This is a genomic window from Flavobacterium calami (assembly GCF_038290035.1).
GTDB classification, from domain to species: domain Bacteria; phylum Bacteroidota; class Bacteroidia; order Flavobacteriales; family Flavobacteriaceae; genus Flavobacterium; species Flavobacterium calami.
The window spans coordinates 35,023-50,565 of the sequence record NZ_JBBYHS010000026.1 but is presented as its reverse complement, the minus strand read 5'-3'; the positions used below and the strand labels follow the sequence as shown (position 1 = coordinate 50,565).

Annotated in this window: 22 protein-coding genes and 3 tRNA genes; 8 read left to right on the top strand and 17 right to left on the bottom strand. The window is 31.6% G+C overall.

Translation table 11 applies throughout. The annotated features are described in order from the left end of the window. The first annotated feature begins 109 nt into the window (after window positions 1-109). The 5 genes from AAEO57_RS19525 to AAEO57_RS19505 all read left to right on the top strand — a co-directional run bounded on the left by AAEO57_RS19525 (window position 110) and on the right by AAEO57_RS19505 (window position 3,684). Window positions 110-1,057 carry a hypothetical protein gene (locus AAEO57_RS19525; protein ID WP_341694710.1) on the top strand — a complete coding sequence of 316 codons (948 nt, stop codon included), beginning with the start codon at window positions 110-112 and terminating at the stop codon, window positions 1,055-1,057. 303 nt (window positions 1,058-1,360) lie between these two features. Then, window positions 1,361-1,915 (top strand): REP-associated tyrosine transposase, encoded by a 555-nt coding sequence (locus AAEO57_RS19520; protein WP_341694709.1) that lies wholly within the window; start codon window positions 1,361-1,363, stop codon window positions 1,913-1,915. 103 nt (window positions 1,916-2,018) lie between these two features. Then, window positions 2,019-2,393, top strand: a complete 375-nt coding sequence (locus AAEO57_RS19515) for a VOC family protein (protein ID WP_341694708.1) — start codon at window positions 2,019-2,021, stop codon at window positions 2,391-2,393. A gap of 261 nt (window positions 2,394-2,654) precedes the next feature. Next, window positions 2,655-3,074 (top strand): lipocalin family protein, encoded by a 420-nt coding sequence (locus tag AAEO57_RS19510; RefSeq protein ID WP_341694707.1) that lies wholly within the window; start codon window positions 2,655-2,657, stop codon window positions 3,072-3,074. A 199-nt stretch (window positions 3,075-3,273) separates the two neighbouring features. After that, entirely contained in the window at window positions 3,274-3,684 is a 411-nt protein-coding gene (locus tag AAEO57_RS19505; RefSeq protein WP_341694706.1) for a VOC family protein, read from the top strand. 55 nt (window positions 3,685-3,739) lie between these two features. On the opposite strand, the gene AAEO57_RS19500 is transcribed toward AAEO57_RS19505, so the two are convergent. The 14 genes from AAEO57_RS19500 to AAEO57_RS19440 all read right to left on the bottom strand — a co-directional run bounded on the left by AAEO57_RS19500 (window position 3,740) and on the right by AAEO57_RS19440 (window position 12,394). Further along, entirely contained in the window at window positions 3,740-3,940 is a 201-nt protein-coding gene (locus tag AAEO57_RS19500) for a hypothetical protein (protein ID WP_341694705.1), read from the bottom strand. An 11-nt stretch (window positions 3,941-3,951) separates the two neighbouring features. Then, the gene (locus AAEO57_RS19495; RefSeq protein ID WP_341694704.1) at window positions 3,952-4,359 is read right to left on the bottom strand and encodes a hypothetical protein; all 408 of its coding nucleotides are present in this window, start codon (window positions 4,357-4,359) and stop codon (window positions 3,952-3,954) included. A 145-nt stretch (window positions 4,360-4,504) separates the two neighbouring features. Continuing rightward, complete coding sequence (gene yidD / locus AAEO57_RS19490) at window positions 4,505-4,786, bottom strand: membrane protein insertion efficiency factor YidD (RefSeq protein ID WP_341694703.1); 282 nt, start codon at window positions 4,784-4,786, stop codon at window positions 4,505-4,507. Next, on the bottom strand, window positions 4,783-5,016 hold the full coding sequence (locus AAEO57_RS19485; protein ID WP_341694702.1) for a hypothetical protein: 234 nt from the start codon (window positions 5,014-5,016) through the stop codon (window positions 4,783-4,785). The genes yidD and AAEO57_RS19485 overlap by 4 nt, the downstream gene beginning before the upstream one ends. A gap of 51 nt (window positions 5,017-5,067) precedes the next feature. Beyond that, window positions 5,068-6,132 carry a type I restriction endonuclease gene (locus AAEO57_RS19480; protein WP_341694701.1) on the bottom strand — a complete coding sequence of 355 codons (1,065 nt, stop codon included), beginning with the start codon at window positions 6,130-6,132 and terminating at the stop codon, window positions 5,068-5,070. A gap of 104 nt (window positions 6,133-6,236) precedes the next feature. Next, window positions 6,237-7,139 (bottom strand): hypothetical protein, encoded by a 903-nt coding sequence (locus tag AAEO57_RS19475; RefSeq protein WP_341694700.1) that lies wholly within the window; start codon window positions 7,137-7,139, stop codon window positions 6,237-6,239. Window positions 7,140-7,143: 4 nt separating this feature from the next. After that, window positions 7,144-8,412, bottom strand: a complete 1,269-nt coding sequence (locus tag AAEO57_RS19470) for an ABC transporter permease (protein WP_341694699.1) — start codon at window positions 8,410-8,412, stop codon at window positions 7,144-7,146. A gap of 3 nt (window positions 8,413-8,415) precedes the next feature. After that, a complete protein-coding gene (locus AAEO57_RS19465) occupies window positions 8,416-8,811 on the bottom strand; it encodes a hypothetical protein (protein ID WP_341694698.1) in 396 nt (131 codons plus the stop codon). A gap of 13 nt (window positions 8,812-8,824) precedes the next feature. Beyond that, window positions 8,825-9,169, bottom strand: a complete 345-nt coding sequence (locus AAEO57_RS19460; protein ID WP_341694697.1) for an excalibur calcium-binding domain-containing protein — start codon at window positions 9,167-9,169, stop codon at window positions 8,825-8,827. A 6-nt stretch (window positions 9,170-9,175) separates the two neighbouring features. Then, window positions 9,176-9,403, bottom strand: coding sequence for a DUF4236 domain-containing protein (locus AAEO57_RS20910; protein WP_423972155.1), 228 nt, complete (start codon window positions 9,401-9,403; stop codon window positions 9,176-9,178). Between the two features lie 6 nt (window positions 9,404-9,409). Beyond that, window positions 9,410-9,610, bottom strand: a complete 201-nt coding sequence (locus tag AAEO57_RS19455) for a hypothetical protein (RefSeq protein WP_341694696.1) — start codon at window positions 9,608-9,610, stop codon at window positions 9,410-9,412. A 155-nt stretch (window positions 9,611-9,765) separates the two neighbouring features. Next, window positions 9,766-10,434 (bottom strand): response regulator, encoded by a 669-nt coding sequence (locus tag AAEO57_RS19450; protein ID WP_341694695.1) that lies wholly within the window; start codon window positions 10,432-10,434, stop codon window positions 9,766-9,768. Between the two features lie 6 nt (window positions 10,435-10,440). Then, window positions 10,441-12,114: a tetratricopeptide repeat-containing sensor histidine kinase gene (locus AAEO57_RS19445; RefSeq protein ID WP_341694694.1), complete on the bottom strand. Its 1,674-nt coding sequence runs from the start codon at window positions 12,112-12,114 to the stop codon at window positions 10,441-10,443. Window positions 12,115-12,208: 94 nt separating this feature from the next. Then, window positions 12,209-12,394 (bottom strand): hypothetical protein, encoded by a 186-nt coding sequence (locus AAEO57_RS19440; RefSeq protein ID WP_341694693.1) that lies wholly within the window; start codon window positions 12,392-12,394, stop codon window positions 12,209-12,211. Window positions 12,395-12,757: 363 nt separating this feature from the next. On the opposite strand from AAEO57_RS19440, the gene AAEO57_RS19435 reads away from it, so the two are divergent. From AAEO57_RS19435 to AAEO57_RS19425, 3 genes are read left to right on the top strand one after another with little or no spacing between them, the layout of a single operon-like run. Next, the gene (locus AAEO57_RS19435) at window positions 12,758-13,855 is read left to right on the top strand and encodes a hypothetical protein (RefSeq protein ID WP_341694692.1); all 1,098 of its coding nucleotides are present in this window, start codon (window positions 12,758-12,760) and stop codon (window positions 13,853-13,855) included. After that, window positions 13,845-14,594, top strand: coding sequence for a DUF6597 domain-containing transcriptional factor (locus AAEO57_RS19430; RefSeq protein ID WP_341694691.1), 750 nt, complete (start codon window positions 13,845-13,847; stop codon window positions 14,592-14,594). Before AAEO57_RS19435 ends, AAEO57_RS19430 begins: the two co-directional genes overlap by 11 nt. A 34-nt stretch (window positions 14,595-14,628) precedes the next feature. Beyond that, window positions 14,629-15,075, top strand: a complete 447-nt coding sequence (locus AAEO57_RS19425) for a VOC family protein (RefSeq protein ID WP_341694690.1) — start codon at window positions 14,629-14,631, stop codon at window positions 15,073-15,075. A gap of 67 nt (window positions 15,076-15,142) precedes the next feature. On the opposite strand, the gene AAEO57_RS19420 is transcribed toward AAEO57_RS19425, so the two are convergent. From AAEO57_RS19420 to AAEO57_RS19410, 3 genes are all read right to left on the bottom strand, one after another. Further along, window positions 15,143-15,225 (bottom strand) — tRNA-Leu (locus tag AAEO57_RS19420). A 43-nt stretch (window positions 15,226-15,268) separates the two neighbouring features. Beyond that, window positions 15,269-15,341, bottom strand: a tRNA-Lys gene (locus tag AAEO57_RS19415). 40 nt (window positions 15,342-15,381) lie between these two features. Then, window positions 15,382-15,454, bottom strand: a tRNA-Lys gene (locus AAEO57_RS19410). Window positions 15,455-15,543 lie beyond the last annotated feature (89 nt).

The following is a 15,543-nucleotide window of genomic DNA, read 5'->3' as shown; positions in this document are numbered from 1 at the left end:
ATCCGCATCATTACTCGATAAAACATTTATAAATGAACTACTTATGAAATCAGATTACAATAATATCAATGAACATAATACTAACCAGCTGGTTTTTAACTTATTTTAAGTGGACACTAGTGATACATTAATTAATCAAACAAATTATGAAATTGAAAATTGGGCAAGATATATAAGCTGTACATCAATAATTATTTTTATCTCCTTTTTGTTTTTAGGTCTAGTTTTATCCATAATAGGAGGTTCTTTCGTTGTTCCACATGATATAAGTCAGAATTCATTTTCTAATAAAAAAAACTCTCGCTTCGTTTCAGTGATTACACTATTATTAATATCATTAGATGTAATTAATGTATTTTTTTGGATAGATTATATTTATAGTAATCAATTGTTCTCTCTTTATGAATTTAAAATTTCTCTATTATTTAGTGCAATTGCTATTTTACTTCTGTTAAGTGCTTCTATAAAATCTCCTTCGCGTATACTAAATAATTTAATTGAATTACGTCGAGAATTAATTTTAGGAGTTTTGCCAACAGAAAATATTAAACACCAACTAGATTTTATTTTTAGAGGCTTAAAAATAGATGATTATTATAGTGAAGAATGTTCTGAAATTTTAATTTCACTTCAGCAATTTGATAAAGAAATTTATCTTGCATCCCAAAAAGTAAATTTGTTTTATATTAAAAGCCAAGATATTGATGATATTGTTGAACGAAATTTAACTCAAGATGCTTTAATGGAATCTATAATGCTTCATCAAATTAATGCTGCCCAAATAATGTTTACTCAAATTGAAAAAGTAGAAAAGAAGTTGAATAGAAAGATTATGCTAGTAAGAGTTTATAATAAAAATTCAAATACTGAAAAAATTAAAGAAATATTTGAAACGATTGATCTAAGTAAGTTAAATTATAATGATTTAGTGAGAAAATGGTATGAAATTTTACAAGAAGTAAATAATCAAGAGAGTTCTAAAAAAATGATTTTAGAACTTATGGGAACTGTTCCTAGGCTTAAATTTGATATCAAAACTGGTAATCCAATAAAATAAGTTCAATTTAAGATGGTTTAGATAAATGATGAAATAAACTCAATCCGGTGCTCGTTTGCAATGAGTATCTACATAAATTAAGAGGAAAAAAGTAGCGTTTGCAATGCGGCTAACTAAGACAATACTCATCATAAATCTAAAATATACCTATGACAAGAATAGAAATTGGATATTCAAAAACTCCATTCTGGTGCTCGTTTGCAACGAGTACCTACTTAAATTAAAAGAATAGTGGTAGCGTTTGCAACGCGGCTAACCAAAACAAACAATAATAACAAACGAAAATATCTGAAACAATAAACAATGTCAGAAAAGTACAAAGTAATAGACAGTACAGTTCCCACTTTTATAACGATAACAGTAGTAGACTGGGTAGATCTATTTATAAGACCTGTTTATTGTGATATTTTAGACGAATCATTAAATTATTGTATCAAAGAAAAAGGACTCAGTGTTCACGCTTATGTGTATATGAGCAGTCATATTCATTTAATTGTCACTACACCCGATGGAGAATTGCAAAATATTGTCCGTGATTTAAAAAAGTTTACCTCAAAAAAATTAATCGAAGCAATAAAAGAACATCCTGAGAGCAGACGAGAATGGCTTTTACGAAAATTTAGTTTTGAAGCAATAACAACAGGAAGAGCAAAAAACTACAAGCTTTGGCAGGATGGTTTTCATCCGGTTATATTGGACACATTAGAAAAAATAGAGCAGAGAATAAGGTATATACATTATAATCCTGTAGAGGCTCAAATTGTTTTTAATGAACGTGATTATGTAAACAGCAGTTATAGAAATTACGAAGAAGATAATACTGTTTTTTGTAATGTAGCTGTTGAAACATTGTGGTAAATGAGCCGCGTTGCAAACGCTCCGGATAGTGATTAAAGTAAGTAGGCACTCGTTGCAAACGAGCACCAGATTTTAGAGAAATACATTCTAAAAAATAAATCCCATGAATCCAAAATTTGAAGCAGGAATTAACATTGCAATGAAAATTCCAAAAAGTAAATTCGAGAAAACGGTTGCTTTTTACAGAGATATTTTAAAACTGGAAGTTGAAGAAAAACCAATAAGTAACCCAACCGTTTCCAGAACATTCGAAGTGAAATTTGGTCATAATATTATATGGTTAGACTGTGTAGATAATTACACTCATTCAGAAACATGGCTGCAGCTTACAGTTCCAAACGTAGAAGAAGCGACAAATTATCTTGAATCGAACGGAGTGGAAACCTGCGACGAAATTGAAGAACTTCCAAAAAACATGCATTGGATTCAGGATCCGGCAGGAACGGTTTTTAATTTACAACAAAGGCAAACAGAGTAGCGCAAAAAGTTGTTTCAGGCCACTATTCTTTGTCACGAGTCTGTATAAAAACAGATTAAAACTGTTGAATAATCAAACCTTCTGAGAATTCGTTTTCAGAAGGTTTTCTATTTTATTCTTTAAATAAACGCCTTAAATATGTGTTTTTATTAGGGAAATATCAATTATGTAAGATATTTCTAAAATTATGAAACAGGTTTGAATTACATCGAATGTAAATTCGTAAATATAAAATCAACATAATTTTTAAAAACAAAAAACATGAAAACGAGAAATTTTTTATACGTATTAGCCCTAAGTTTTGGATTATTCGCAACGTCTTGCAGTAACGATGATAATGAAGGGGAAACAATTGTACCGCTTCAGGGAAAATATGAGCTAAGCCAGGTAGGAACAGCAGATTCTAACGGAAATGAAACATTAATTGATGCACCAGCGAATCAAAGTGGATGTTCCAAAGATTATTTAGAATTAAAACTGAGCAATGTTGCAGTTATAGGGGATTATAGCGGTACAGAGTGTAACAAAACTGAAACAACGGGAACTTACGTAAGATCTCATAATGATTTAACCATTACTATTGGGAATATTAGTTCTGTTAGTGATATCATGAACCTTACTAATAAAGAGCTGAAATTAAAAGACAAAACGACTGGTGTTATTACTGTATATAAAAGATAAATAATACTTTAAGTCAAAGAATTGTTTTATTTGAATTGGAATTAAAACGGAAGTAACTGTTAGAAGTTATTTCCGTTTTTTTATACATAAAAACTGAATTTAATTCGTCAAATTATAATGAAATTCGTTTGAAGTAAAGTAAGTATACAATTGATTTGATTATATTAGTTAATGATTTAACAACTCACAACCGTAATTTATGGAAGATAAAAAAAATATTGCAGATAGTTTAATACCAAAGGTCATAGGAATTGGAGGGATTTTTTTCTTTTCGGATAATCCGCAGGAAACCAAAGACTGGTATGTCAAAAACTTAGGTTTTGAAATCAGTGACTGGGGTACTTCCAGTTTTGAATCCAGGGATCTCAACAAACCAGAGCAAATAAACTCGCTTCAGTGGAGCCCTTTCAAAAAGGGAGATGACTATTTTTCTCCGTCGCAAAAAGATTTTATGATTAATTACCGAGTTCAGAATATAGAAGGATTAGTAACTCAACTCAGGAAAAACGGAGTAACAATACTGGATGATATCGCAACTTATGATTACGGTAAATTTGTACATATCATGGATGCGGAGGGCAACAAAATTGAATTATGGGAACCGGCTTAGAATAACTACAATAATGATGAAACCTCTCAGATTAAATTTTGAGAGGTTTTAAATTTCAATCTTCCCAACCACAAAGCGTTAGTCCGTAGCCTTGCGCCTGCGAAAGTGAGACTTTTGTTAATTGATGGCGACAAGCTGTTAAGCCCCGGCAATTTTCTTTATAATGATATTTTTTTGCGCCGGTTGGTCCGCATATAAATACATTGTTCTCCACAGGCTGAAAAGAAAGCAGGATTAATAATAGGCTATATTTCATCTGAGACGTTTTTATTTGACCATTAAATAATATTCATTTCTTGCTTTATCAAAAGCTTTTAGCTTTCCGAAAGAAATCCATTCTGTGTTGATTTCAATATCTCCCAAACTGTCGTTTATTAAAATTCCGGCACCGTATTTTCCTTCAACATTTATATTCCCGAAAACCGAATCACCTTTACTATTAATTCCCTTTACATCATAATTATACTCATAATGTCCCGAATATCCGGTTCTGTATTCGTATTGATACGTTTTATCAACATGATACGTTTTGGCTTCTTCGGGCGTAATTGTTTTGCGGTCATCTGCTGTAATTACTTTTTTGTAAAAAGAATTGATCTGCGGTGGGGGAGCATCAGCTTTTTTACAGGAAAACGTAAAAAAAAGTAGAGACAGGATCGAGTAGTTCTTTAGCATAGGCGGCGTGGTTTTAAAGTAAAGGTGTATAAAATCAGCACTTTAGATTTTGTTTTTAGTCAATTTTGTGATAAATCTAAATACAATCTTGCCGTTTAAAATGAGTACTTATACCTGATTTTATATTTCTTTTTATTTTTGAAATTTAAAGAGTTAATCTTTCGGACATTTCTTCCCTTTCAACTATAATTCGAGAGGGAAGAATTATTTGGACTTTGCCATTTACTGGATCTTTAAAAACTTGACAGCCAGCTCTGCAATTTTGATATCGAAACCTGAATGCTTTTAAACCATTTACAAAACCTTCTTTTTGAGTTATTTCAAAAACATAATTTGAACATGACTTTTTAAAAATGCATTTTTTTCTTTTAGAAGCAGGTATGACTTTCCAATATATTTGAATTACAGACAGTATTAGATATTTCATTTTTTCTGAAAAACAACCATTTGATTATTGGTTGTGAAACCTGACTGAGCTCCAATTCCAAAACACCCTGATTCTGGATGTACAAATGTTGATACACTTTCTAAACGTACATATTCCCAGCCCTTGTCAGTGAAGTTTTTTATTAAACTTTCCAATTGTTCAGCTACATGATTTGTGGTTCCTTTTTTTGGGTCAATTGAGGCGACAAACGGTACTACTTTATATTCCATTTTTTTGATTTATTAGATTAATATTGATTTAAATTTCATAAAATAAATGTTTTACACTTGAACCTGACCATCATAAATTTCCAGTGTATCCAGTAATTCTTTTTCAAAATGGTAAATATCATCGATAGATAAAATTGCGGTTTTTGACTCTGTTTTGTTGTTGTTAAAAAGGCTGATGTATTTTTTTCCTCCATTAAGATGTAACCTGCAAAGCGGTTTTCGGTTATTATCGTCTAAAAGAATTCCGAAATACGATTGTGTGTCGCGATGAACGATTCTTTTGATTGGAATTTTTCTCCTCAAAATCGCCACAACAATCCTGTATGCTTCCATTTCTTCTTCGGTGGTAATGATTTTGCCTTCTTCTTCAGTGGTTACTATTTCTTCATCCTGCTGTTTAATTGTCTCTTTCGTAAGTGCAGCATTCAATCGGTCATTAATCCTTTCGTTTATATATTGACTGACTGATTTCTGAACCAAATCTTTAAATTCGTCTACCACTTTTTCAGTCAGTCTTCCGGCATATACTTTATTTGCAAAAAGTTTAGTGAAATCATTCGATGGATTTTCAAGTTCTGCATTGATTTGCTTTTTGATTTCTTTGATGTATTTTAAAGAACTGGCATTACTGACAATATTATCTACATCGAAATTAGACTTGTGAAATTTGGTAATTTCATTAATCGTATTTTCTTTAAGATTCGTGATATCAAATTCCAGAAACGGTTTTTCATCCATTTTATTCGGAGCATCCAGGTCGGTAAAAAACTGGTAATTAATTCCGTTTGTTAAGAGAGCGAATCTGGTTTTGGTGACATGAAAGTAGCGAAATAACTGTGAATTATGAATCGTTAGTTTTTCTTTCCAGCTTTTGCATTCTACTATGATGATTGGTTCTCCGTTCTGAAAAATAGCATAATCTACTTTTTCTCCTTTTTTTAAGCCAAGATCAGCGGTAAACTCTGGTACCACTTCAAGCGGATTGAAAGCATCGTATCCGAGAACGTGTATAAAGGGCAGAACAAAAGCGTGTTTGGTAGATTCTTCTGTGTCAATTTTGTTTTTTAGCTGATTGATTTTATCGGCTAATGACTTTAGCTGAATATTGATTTCCATTGGTTTGTTGGTTTAAATTAATTATTCAAATGTAGCGTCAATTAAAATCAGTATTTTATGGAAATCCGTAAAGGCGGATTTATTATTTTCTAAATAAAATCGATTCAGGATTTCTTTTCTAGTATAAAGTCCTTAATGATTTTCTCCATATTTGATGGCAGATCAGTATTTTTGATTTCAAAATGTTTGATTTTCATTTCGGTAAACCATTTTGTCCAATAGGCTTTTATTACTTTTTCTTCATAAGGATTATTTGGATTCGGATTAATACCTAAAACTAAAACTTCCAGATTAGATAAATCATCACCGGCTTTAATAAAACCAAAATCCTTGCCCTGAAAATTTTTTTCCCAGTCTTTGGTATTTAAACCATTCTTTCGAATTAATTCCGGAGTAATGTAAGATGTACGGTTTCCTTCTTTCATTAGGGTATTGTCATAAAACATGTACCCATCTGTTAGTATAACAAGAATATTTCGGTCATCGTTTTCTATGCACTGGTCTTTTACTTTAGTGTCAAAAAAACTCCAGATATCAGAGCCGATAAAATTGTTGTCTTTTATCGCAGATTCGTATATTTTTGAGGTTTGTGAAGCGTAATTTGCATTGATAGAATTCAGTAAATCCTTTGAAGCATTATTTTTATCAATAACAATTTTTAACTTCTGCGAAATCGAATTAATATCAGAATCTTTAGGTTCCGGATTAAAAAATAATTGCATTTTGTCATCAATCTGGCGTATTCTTTTTGATTTTAAATGTGCTGTAAAAGCTTCAGAAACTGATTTTATATATCCTAAATCCCTTTGGTAATATTCCATTGTTGGGTTAGGATTTTTCTCAGTACTAATTCTGTCTGATAAATCGAGAAGTATACTAATATTATAATTTTCGGATTTAGCATTTTTAGAGCTAATTTCTTCTTTGCCTTTATCAGGTTCCTGCTTGCATGAAAATGTCAAAACGAGTAATGATGATATGGTAAATATTTTTAGAATAGTGTTCATAGGATTAGTTTTTAGAATATACCAAATGCTGAAAATCAGGATCGACTAAGTTTAATTTGCTAAGATGTTCTTCAGAGTGGAGTTCACAGCTTTCCAAAAGTTCTGTTTTTTCTTTATGAGCCAAAGCAATTTCGGTATTTATGGCCTGAAACCATCCTTCTTTGTATTGATGATGATAATGAAGGTATTCTTTTACCGGAAATACAAAACCATCAATTTTAGACTGGAGTTCAGAAATCCTTCCGTTTGCCGTTACAATCTGCTGTTTGAAATCATTTATCTTATTGATATATTCGGCTTTTAATTTTTCTAAATCAATCAGATTTTCTTTTTTGCCTCTTATAAAAGCTCTTACTTTGTCTATGTTTTCAAATTCTTTCATTACAAAATCAAAAACAAGTCCCCAGATAATATAGACAACAAAACCAGCAAATATGATCATCCAAAATTCAGCTTCGCCCAAAGCGATATTTAAGTTGTAAGGAGCAGAATCTGTGGTTTTATTAAATTCGTAAATCTTTTTTTCGATTTGATAGGCCAATAAGGCATCAAATAAAAAGGTGGTTACAAAAAGAGCAATCATTCTAAAAATATTTTTAATTCCTTTTCCCTTTTGTACCATGTGAATTACATAGCCTAATCCCATGAATACAAAAGGGATTGTTACTACCAAAACTCCTTCAAGCCAGCTTGCTTTAAAAGAATTTGTTAATGCATCGGCATCGAAAATGGCAGCTGTTAAACTATCATTTGAGAATTCTTTGAAAAATGCAGAATAAGATGCAGAAACATAAAAAACCAAAACATAAAGAGTGATAGGAAGCAGTAAAAACAAACCGATATAAAACTGTGCTTTTAATCCCTTTCCATCTTCAATTCCGAACTTGTCAGGATTGCGTTTTACTTCTATAATTTCATTTTTTATCAGATCTGCAGCCTCGTTAGTATCCTGCTCTTTCTTTTCGTAAATTCCAATTGCAGCTTCACACTTTTTAAGTTCTGTACGATTCTTTTCCTGCTCTTCTCGGTAAGGCTGTTTTAACCTGTCCTGCTCTAATTTTTGTTTTCGGCATTGGTCTTCAAAACTCATGTATAAGTTCTGTAAACAGGCTTTTAGAACAATTGGTTTGCCAGTTGCTTTTATTGAAGCAGCGAAACCGCTCTGATAATAAGTAATTCTGATTTGTTCTCTGTCTTCTTCATTTTCTTCGAAAAGTTTAGAAGAAGAATCTGTAGATTTTTTTAAACTAAATAATTGTGAAAGTGGTTTCATAACTTAAGCGTTTAGTTGACTAATAATTTCTTCTTTACCAATGTTTTTCTGGACACAATCAATCAGATAGTCAGACAAGTCATTGATGTTTTCTTCAACAAAATCAAATTTTCTGCAATATTTTCTAAGCATATTCAATTCGTCATCAGTGACTTTTTCATCAGCCCAGATAATTCTTGCCAGGTCATATAGATATTCGATTTTTGTAGTTAAAGCTTGCGGAACTATAAAATCGGTATTGACAGGATTTAAAAAAAGCTTATCAAGTTCTTCTTTTGGAATTCCTCTTTCATCTGCAAAATGATACAGCATTTGAAGTTCTAATACATTAAATTGATCGTCAGATAATGCCATTTGATATAATCTCAAAAAATGACTTTTAAGTTCTAGTGTTATCATAATTTTGTAGTTATTATTTTAAAGATTCACAGGCTTTTCCGTTGCCGTCTCCATCCAGGTTTTTGTAGCATTTTTTGTTACTGTCATAAGCTGCCTGTGCTTGTGCCTGTGTTGCAAAATCTTTACAAGTTTTAGTAGGACAATTTGAATTTGAATTGGACCCAGTAACTGAGTTTGTAGTACTATTTGTTGACTCAGATGATTCTGAACAAGAAATAATTGAAGTAAAGGCAATAAAAAATAAAATTAGTAACATACATCCGTTATTTTTCTTTGAAAAAGATTTTGATCTGTTATTGGCAAAATGTCCCTGAACATACGTTCCGTCTTTTCTGTAATATCCTTTTCGATATCCCATAATTGTTTAAAATTTAAGTGTATAGATTAAAAATGTAATGATTCCTGCAAAAGCAAAAATTAGCATGCAACCACTGCTTTGATATTGTACTCCGGGTACTCCGGTTTTAACAGAATATTTTTTACTGCTAAATGTTCCCATTTTTGTTCTTAAGCTTGGAGAAATTCCAGATTTACTAATATTAAGTCCGAGTCCTCCTCCGAGCTTAATTCTTTTTTGAAATCGAAAGCCCATGACAGATTAGCTGGTATGACATACATTACAACAAGTTTTGCAGCCATTTGATTTTGAGTAAGTTTTTTTAGCCTCGGCAACAGCAGATTTACAATCTGAAAAAGCACCTAAATATTTTCTTTTTGATGGTAAATAGATACAATCTTCGGTGTGAACTTCATGGTCGCCATTTGGTTGGGCATTTTGATTTACATAATAATTTTTCATGATTTAAAAAGTTTTAATTAGTTATTTATTTTGATAATTCAAACTTAAAACCATTTTAAATCAGTATTTTACGGGAAACCATAATCAGAAAAATTTTAAATTTAAGCCATAAAAAAAGCTCCCTAAGGAGCTTTAAAAATGAAGTAAAGAGAAATCTAAATTATCCCCATATCTTTTGTTATCGAAACCAGATGAACGGTATTATTTGCTTTAAAAAAATCTTTGAGTTTTGAAAGTCTTTTTTCGACAGCGCTTTTACTACTGGGTTTAATGTCTGAATTTTTAAAAATTTCTATGATTTCATCCTGTGAAGTACCCGAAGACAAATGTTTTAGAATTTGAATATCTACATCGTCTATTTCGTAGTTGTTTTTTTCCTGAAGCGCAGAAGCAACTTCAGGAGAAATGAATTTTTGGTCTGAAGTCGAAATAATATTGATTGCTTTTTTTAGTTCTTCGATACTGTTTCGTCCTTTTAATACAAAGGCATCAATTTCAGCATTTTCAAAAAGTGATTTGATACGAATTCCTTTGTCTTCGATTGAGTAGACGATGATTTTTATATCGGGCTGTATCTCACGAACTTTCTGAATTAGTTCATCTCCACTGATTATTTTTACTTCACGATGATCTTTTTTAAATGAAAGATCGCTAATTAATAAATCATATGGTTCATTATCCTGAATAGCTTTTCTTATTTTTAGTAAAGCATCATCGCAATATTTTGCATGTTGAAAATTGACAATGTTGAAATCATTTAAAGTTTGCTTGACTGCTAGATTGAATTCTTCAAAATCCTCCGCAATTATTACTTTTTTAAACATAGGCTTTTATTTAGGCATTGTTATTTTTACTTTGAAACCTTTATCGGGTTCAGTATCAAAAGTAATCGTTCCTTTTGTGGCCATAATACGGTTTTCCATATTTTGAAGACCATTTTTTATGATTTTTGATTTATCACAGCCTTTTCCGTTGTCTGAGTAATCAATAAATAAATTGTGTGAGTCACTTTCAAATTTTACAACGATAATAGAAGCATTACTGTGTTTTTTCATGTTAACCATTAATTCATGCAATACGCGTTGTATTGCAATCTTTTTTAAATCTTCAATCAAATCCCAATTTACTTTTTCAATGTTTGTAATGATAACATTTGTACTATTGCTATTATAGGCAGAAAACATTTCTTTTAAATTAGCTGAATAATTTGCTCCGGTATCAATATCATTATTCTCTCTGGAAATTCCGCGAACCCTTGAATAAATGTTGTCGAGGTTTTGTAATAGCATTTCTTTACTATTTTCGGAAGCTAAAGATTGGGTTTGTGTATAAGTGATAGCGTAAAAAACATCATTCGCCAGTTCGTCATGAATATCTTTGGCAATTCTGGTTTCGGTATCATATGCCATTTTTATTTTTTCAATTCTATTTCGGTTTTCATAACGTTTTTTCAGATAAAAGAGCAAAAAGAACAGGGAAGCAATCCCAATTATAAAAAAGATTCTTTGATATTTAGCTTTCTGAAGTGCCAGTGAGTTTTCGGCTTTTTCTAATCGAAGTTTCTGGTTTTCATCCTTCTCTTTTTTTGAATCGTATTTAATTTTGGCGAATTTATTTTTGTAGTTGTTTCTAATCTTAATTATGCTGTCATTTAGTGTAATGTATTTTTTTGCATATTCAATGTTCTTTTCGCTAAAATCATTTAAAATTAAAAATTGGAGTGCCCTTAATCGCTCATCAATACTATTAAGTTTTGTCGCTGACTTGTAAGCTTGTAAAGCATGTTCGTTTGATTTTTTGGAGTCGGTTTTAACGTAAAATTCAGACAGATGCAAATGGCTTTCAATAATTCCATAAGAATCATTTTGCAGACTTCTTGTTTTTAAACTTTCATTCATTAATAAAAGCCCTTTATCATTTATTCCCTTTTTAAAATAGGCATAACCCAAATTATCCTGGACTCTGGACTTGCTAATCTTGAGAGTAGTGGCGTCTAAAAATTTTGAGTTTAAAATAGATTCTAAAATAGTGATGGCTTTTTCGTACTTCTTTTGCTCTATATAAACAGTAGCAATATTGTTTAAAGGAGATTGTTTTGATATAGAATCTGTGCAGGCTTTTATAGCTTCATTATAATAGTAAATTGCATCGTCATAAAGTGAAAGTTCTTTATCTGCGATACCAAAAAAATTATTAACAGATGCGCTGACTATATCTTTTTTCTTTATGTAAGGCAATGCTTCCGTTAATGTTTGCTTACTTCCGTAATAATCTCCGGTAATTTGCTGGATTGAAGCCATCCTGATAAGGTTGTAAACGATATTGGCACTGTCTTTTAAAGTTTCAGATATAATTTTAGCTTTATTGAAATTATAGAAAGCAACGTTGAAATTTTTCTTTTCAAAGTTTAATAATCCTTTATCTCTAAAGCTAATTGCCTTTTTTATTGTTGTCTTGTTTGTAGCAATGTTTGTTTGTGTTTTTTCTTTACAGAAAAAAAACATCACAAAACCAAGCAAACAAAAAAACGGGGATCGCAGCATAAAAACAGACTTTCCCCGAATGTACTAATTAATTGTAAATTGAAAGATTAAATGATTAAATTTTTGGCGGTGGCGGTGGCGGCGGAAATAACGGATCGTCACCAGGTCCGTCTGCATATGCCGGTGTTACAGGATTAGGTTTAATTTCTTTTTTCGCCTGAATTTCATTTTCGTCGGCTGTACAGGAAAAAAGAGTAGTTGACAATAGCGCAAACGCTCCCAATAAAAATAAATTTTTCATGTTTTTGGATTTAAAAAAATGACATGGGTATTGCTGTCCGGAACTTTTCCGGATCTTGTTTCAATACCAAATTTTGGTTGGGAAGTGAAGTGCGTAGAACAGTAAAATTTTATTTATACTTCCCGGATAAAGTCCGTCTTACGGTTTTCCGCACTTTTAATTGAACTAGTTTTGTACTTTTGTTTTAGACCTGCAGATCAAAGTGTTAACTTGATTCTGAGGCAAAGTAACAACCATTGCAAACCTGAATTGATACGGAATTCCCGGACGTCCTAAAAAGTCTTTTTAAATCCAATAAAGACCTGAGAAGTCCAGAGAAATCCTAAGTTGACCTGAAAAAAAAATAATATAAAAGAGATGCCTATGCTTAACAATACTTTAAATGAAGATGATTATAAAGAAGCAGTTAGAAATAAATATGAGAAAGAAAAGGACGGTATTTATTCTAATTATTTAGGTACTCCTTCACAAGCAAATCTGAGGGATTTATGTTGGAAAATTTTTAAATCTGGTAATGCATCAGAAGATGATTTAGCAGTATATAATGATTTTTTTAAATTTGAGTTTGATGGGGAAAATGAAAATACTTCTCCCAGTTATACCAATAGTTTTAAAAAACTTGGAAGATTTTTTAGAAGAGAAACCAAACCAGCAAAAATTGATACCATAAATTTTGCCGCAGTTTTAGTTGATTTTGAATTTAGACCTTTTGGGAAGTTTAAAAAGCATTATACCAATAATCAGAAAAATGCAGAAGAGGAAAATGATCTGAGGGATGAAATAGAAACAGTTCAAGAGTCTGAAATTGAAAGTGAAGAAGTTAAAAATGAAGATTCGATTCAAATAGAAAAATTAAATGATGAGAGAAATTCATGGCAGAAAGAAAATTTAGACAAAACAGCGCTATTCAATGAAGAAGAAAGCCTAATCATAGATCATGAAATTTCAAAAGAAGAAAATATTTCAAAAGAACTTGATACAACACAAGTTCTTAAGCCAGTAGAATTATTTTTAGGTTTTAAAGATGAGTCAAAAGAAAGGAACGGTTATATAAAATGGAATAAATGGGTCGGAATAGGAATGCTTTCTTTTCTAGGTCTTTTGGTTTATTATTACTTTGCACAAAAAAACGAATGCATGCAATGGTCAGGTGATCATTATGAAGAAGTAAGCTGCGATTTAGAAATACAGGAAATAGGAACCTACAATGTTGCAGAGCCTTTGGATGAAAGAATAATTAACCTTAGAAAAATTCAGGTCTGTGATACCACTACTTTTTTTAAAAACGGAGAAGCAGTTATCTGGTATACGAAAGTAAACGACAGCGTAGAGTTTTTTAATACACACGGAAGACATCCCGAAAATAAAAAACCATTAAGACCCGTCACCCAATACATTATTGATAAATACGTCAAAGACAGATCTTGCAAACTAAAAAAGCAAAAAATAAATGATTTATAAAGAATTTCAGCCGGATGCAGCGCTAAGTGATTTTGTTAAGAACTATTGGTGGTTCGATAATTCATCAGATCAGAAACTAGACTTTACAATTCTGCCCGACGGCTGTTTTGATTTGATTGTTTCATTTAATGACCATCAGCAGGAAGAAATTTCATTAACAGGCTTGTGGACCAAACAAGTAGAAATATCCATTGATCCCAATATTCAGCTTTTCGGAATTCGTTTTAAACTATTGGCTGCCGATTATATTGTACAACAAAGTATTTCGTCATTTTGTGATAGCGAACAAATAAAAGAAAGCAGTTTTTGGGGATTAGATACAACTTCATTTGAAGATTTAGAAAGTGTAACAAATGAACTGAATAAAAGAATGGTTTCGATTTTGAATAACCAAAAAGAAGCTGACAGTAGAAAACAAAAGCTTTTCTCCTTATTGTATCAAACTAATGGTGAATTGACGGTTGAAGATTATTCAAAACAGGTTTTCTGGACAAGCCGGCAAATTAATCGTTATTTTAAAGGGAGATTTGGTGTTTCTCTAAAATCATATTGCAAGATTTTAAAGTGTTACGCTTCTTTTAAGCACATCAAAGAAGGACAGCTTTATCCCGAGCATAATTATTTTGATCAGTCACATTTTATAAAAGATCTGAAAAAAGTAACAGGAAACAACCCAACCGAATTGTTCGAAAATAAAAACGACCGATTTTTACAATTGGCAACGATAATCGAAAAGTAGTTTTGCATTTATAAATCGATAAAAAAACAGCAAAATGAAATTGAACAACATTAGACTTTTGGTAAATGACTTTGATAAAAGCTTTACTTTTTACAATGAAATTCTTGGCTTAGAGTGTACCTGGGGAAATCCGGGAGATAATTTTGCCAGTTTTAATATTGGTATCTCATCAGGACTTGCATTGTTTAAAGCAGAATTAATGAATGTTGCTATTAACAATGTAAAAGAGAATAAAAGTGAAACCTTACAAGACAAAATGGCAATCATTATAGAAGTAGAGAGCGTTGACGAAACTTACAATTCACTTCAGAATAAAGGGGTGAAATTTTTAACCTCCCCAAAAGATATGACAGCATGGGGAATTAGAGTGGTACATTTTAGAGATCCTGAGCATAATTTGATCGAGTTATTCTCTGAACTGCCAAAAGAAAAGTGGGAAGATCATTTAATCGAACAAGAAAAGATTTTCTCTGAGAAATAAATGTCAGAATATAAAAAAGTAAAAAGCGCAATTCTTTAAAAATTAAAGATTGCGCTTTTTACTTTAGTGACCATGGAGGGATTTGAACCCTCACGCCCTTGCGAGCACCACCCCCTCAAGATGGCGAGTCTACCGTTTCTCCACATGGCCTAAAATAAAAAAGGTCAAGTAATCTAAATTACTCGACCTTTTGTGACCCGACTGGGGCTCGAACCCAGGACCCCATCATTAAAAGTGATGTGCTCTACCGACTGAGCTATCGAGTCATTGCTTTCAAGAAATTTAATTTGTTTATCACAAAATTTGTGACCCGACTGGGGCTCGAACCCAGGACCCCATCATTAAAAGTGATGTGCTCTACCGACTGAGCTATCGAGTCATTTAATTCCTTGAATGCGGGTGCAAATATAAGGAGTTTATTTTATTAATTGCAAGCAAATTTATTATAAATTTGTCTTTTTTTAATCA

What these genes read in the sequence shown, in the direction of transcription:
- AAEO57_RS19520 (WP_341694709.1), top strand. Translation starts at nt 1,361, where the DNA reads ATGTCAGAAAAGTACAAAGTAATAGACAGTACAGTTCCCACTTTTATA.
- AAEO57_RS19515 (WP_341694708.1), top strand. Translation starts at nt 2,019, where the DNA reads ATGAATCCAAAATTTGAAGCAGGAATTAACATTGCAATGAAAATTCCA.
- AAEO57_RS19510 (WP_341694707.1), top strand. Translation starts at nt 2,655, where the DNA reads ATGAAAACGAGAAATTTTTTATACGTATTAGCCCTAAGTTTTGGATTA.
- AAEO57_RS19505 (WP_341694706.1), top strand. Translation starts at nt 3,274, where the DNA reads ATGGAAGATAAAAAAAATATTGCAGATAGTTTAATACCAAAGGTCATA.
- AAEO57_RS19500 (WP_341694705.1), bottom strand. Translation starts at nt 3,940, where the DNA reads ATGAAATATAGCCTATTATTAATCCTGCTTTCTTTTCAGCCTGTGGAG.
- AAEO57_RS19495 (WP_341694704.1), bottom strand. Translation starts at nt 4,359, where the DNA reads ATGCTAAAGAACTACTCGATCCTGTCTCTACTTTTTTTTACGTTTTCC.
- yidD (WP_341694703.1), bottom strand. Translation starts at nt 4,786, where the DNA reads ATGAAATATCTAATACTGTCTGTAATTCAAATATATTGGAAAGTCATA.
- AAEO57_RS19485 (WP_341694702.1), bottom strand. Translation starts at nt 5,016, where the DNA reads ATGGAATATAAAGTAGTACCGTTTGTCGCCTCAATTGACCCAAAAAAA.
- AAEO57_RS19480 (WP_341694701.1), bottom strand. Translation starts at nt 6,132, where the DNA reads ATGGAAATCAATATTCAGCTAAAGTCATTAGCCGATAAAATCAATCAG.
- AAEO57_RS19475 (WP_341694700.1), bottom strand. Translation starts at nt 7,139, where the DNA reads ATGAACACTATTCTAAAAATATTTACCATATCATCATTACTCGTTTTG.
- AAEO57_RS19470 (WP_341694699.1), bottom strand. Translation starts at nt 8,412, where the DNA reads ATGAAACCACTTTCACAATTATTTAGTTTAAAAAAATCTACAGATTCT.
- AAEO57_RS19465 (WP_341694698.1), bottom strand. Translation starts at nt 8,811, where the DNA reads ATGATAACACTAGAACTTAAAAGTCATTTTTTGAGATTATATCAAATG.
- AAEO57_RS19460 (WP_341694697.1), bottom strand. Translation starts at nt 9,169, where the DNA reads ATGGGATATCGAAAAGGATATTACAGAAAAGACGGAACGTATGTTCAG.
- AAEO57_RS20910 (WP_423972155.1), bottom strand. Translation starts at nt 9,403, where the DNA reads ATGGGCTTTCGATTTCAAAAAAGAATTAAGCTCGGAGGAGGACTCGGA.
- AAEO57_RS19455 (WP_341694696.1), bottom strand. Translation starts at nt 9,610, where the DNA reads ATGAAAAATTATTATGTAAATCAAAATGCCCAACCAAATGGCGACCAT.
- AAEO57_RS19450 (WP_341694695.1), bottom strand. Translation starts at nt 10,434, where the DNA reads ATGTTTAAAAAAGTAATAATTGCGGAGGATTTTGAAGAATTCAATCTA.
- AAEO57_RS19445 (WP_341694694.1), bottom strand. Translation starts at nt 12,114, where the DNA reads ATGTTTTTTTTCTGTAAAGAAAAAACACAAACAAACATTGCTACAAAC.
- AAEO57_RS19440 (WP_341694693.1), bottom strand. Translation starts at nt 12,394, where the DNA reads ATGAAAAATTTATTTTTATTGGGAGCGTTTGCGCTATTGTCAACTACT.
- AAEO57_RS19435 (WP_341694692.1), top strand. Translation starts at nt 12,758, where the DNA reads ATGCTTAACAATACTTTAAATGAAGATGATTATAAAGAAGCAGTTAGA.
- AAEO57_RS19430 (WP_341694691.1), top strand. Translation starts at nt 13,845, where the DNA reads ATGATTTATAAAGAATTTCAGCCGGATGCAGCGCTAAGTGATTTTGTT.
- AAEO57_RS19425 (WP_341694690.1), top strand. Translation starts at nt 14,629, where the DNA reads ATGAAATTGAACAACATTAGACTTTTGGTAAATGACTTTGATAAAAGC.